Source organism: Mesorhizobium sp. WSM4817, assembly GCF_055811135.1.
The window spans coordinates 1-1040 of the sequence record NZ_JBVVQQ010000101.1 but is presented as its reverse complement, the minus strand read 5'-3'; the positions used below and the strand labels follow the sequence as shown (position 1 = coordinate 1040).

Here is a 1040-nt window from a genome sequence, read left to right as displayed (position 1 = left end):
CAAAAGGTTTCGCTGGCCTTAAACCCAGTTTATGTCCAGGTCGCTCGCGCAAGCTGGTGAGGCGTCAAGCCAGGGTAACGGGCAATTCTGGTTACTGGCGGAGTTCTTCAGACTGGGCGAGAAACCAGTCAACCAGAACCTTGCACCTCTTGTTCTTGCTGGCATCCTCGCTCGCCAACAGAAAGAAGGCCCTGTCGGTCTGGATTTGGGCTGGAAACGGCCTGACCAGAACGCGGTTGTTGAGCAACTGCTGGGCGGTGAGGGACCATCCCAGTGCTATTCCCTCACCAGCCAGAGCCGCTTGAAGCGTTAGCTGGTAGTCATTGAACACGATATTGGGTTTGATGTCGCCGGCATCGCCGCCTGCCAGCTCGACCCACTCGGGCCAGTCCAGTCGCTTGCGAAAAGCATCGGACGAATGAATCAACTGATGATGGATCAGATCTTCGACGGCTTGTGGAGCGGGGTGCGACAGAAGATATGCGGGTGAGCAGACGGGGAAGATGATCTCGTCGCAGACGAACCAGCTGTTGACCCTTTCAAAATCCCGGGGCCGCACCCACACCGTGACGTCGATCTCATGATCTGGCTCGACATCCCGATCGGTGGCGACCACCTTGATCCTGACGTCCGGATGCTCTTCCTGGAAATGATAGAGTTGGGGCGCGAGCCAATGTGCCGCTAGAGATGTCGAAGCTGCGAAAGTGATGTACTTCGTTCCACGATTGGAGATCCTCTCAAGCCGCTGTTCCAGACGGCGGAAGCTGGTGCGCACCTCATCGTAGAGCTGCCTGCCGGGCTCAGTCAACTGCACTCCCCGATTGTCTCGGACAAAGAGTGCGGTCCCGCAATGCTTTTCGAACATTTTGATCGAATGCGAGACGCTCGGTTGCGTCACGTTGAGTTCGCTGGCCGCGTTCTTGAAGCTCAGCGTACGGGCCGCCGCTTCGAAGACGAAAAGCGAATGCGTCGAGGGGACGAGATTGCGAAGCTTGGACATGAAGCAGGTCTATATCAGAAGGTATATTTTCCGTCTACGA

General features: G+C 56.4%; 1 protein-coding gene. It reads right to left on the bottom strand.

Annotated elements, in window-relative coordinates; translation table 11 throughout:
- Window positions 1-91: 91 nt before the first annotated feature.
- Window positions 92-1000 carry a LysR substrate-binding domain-containing protein gene (locus AC0L2K_RS34880; protein WP_473533646.1) on the bottom strand — a complete coding sequence of 303 codons (909 nt, stop codon included), beginning with the start codon at window positions 998-1000 and terminating at the stop codon, window positions 92-94.
- Window positions 1001-1040: the final 40 nt, after the last annotated feature.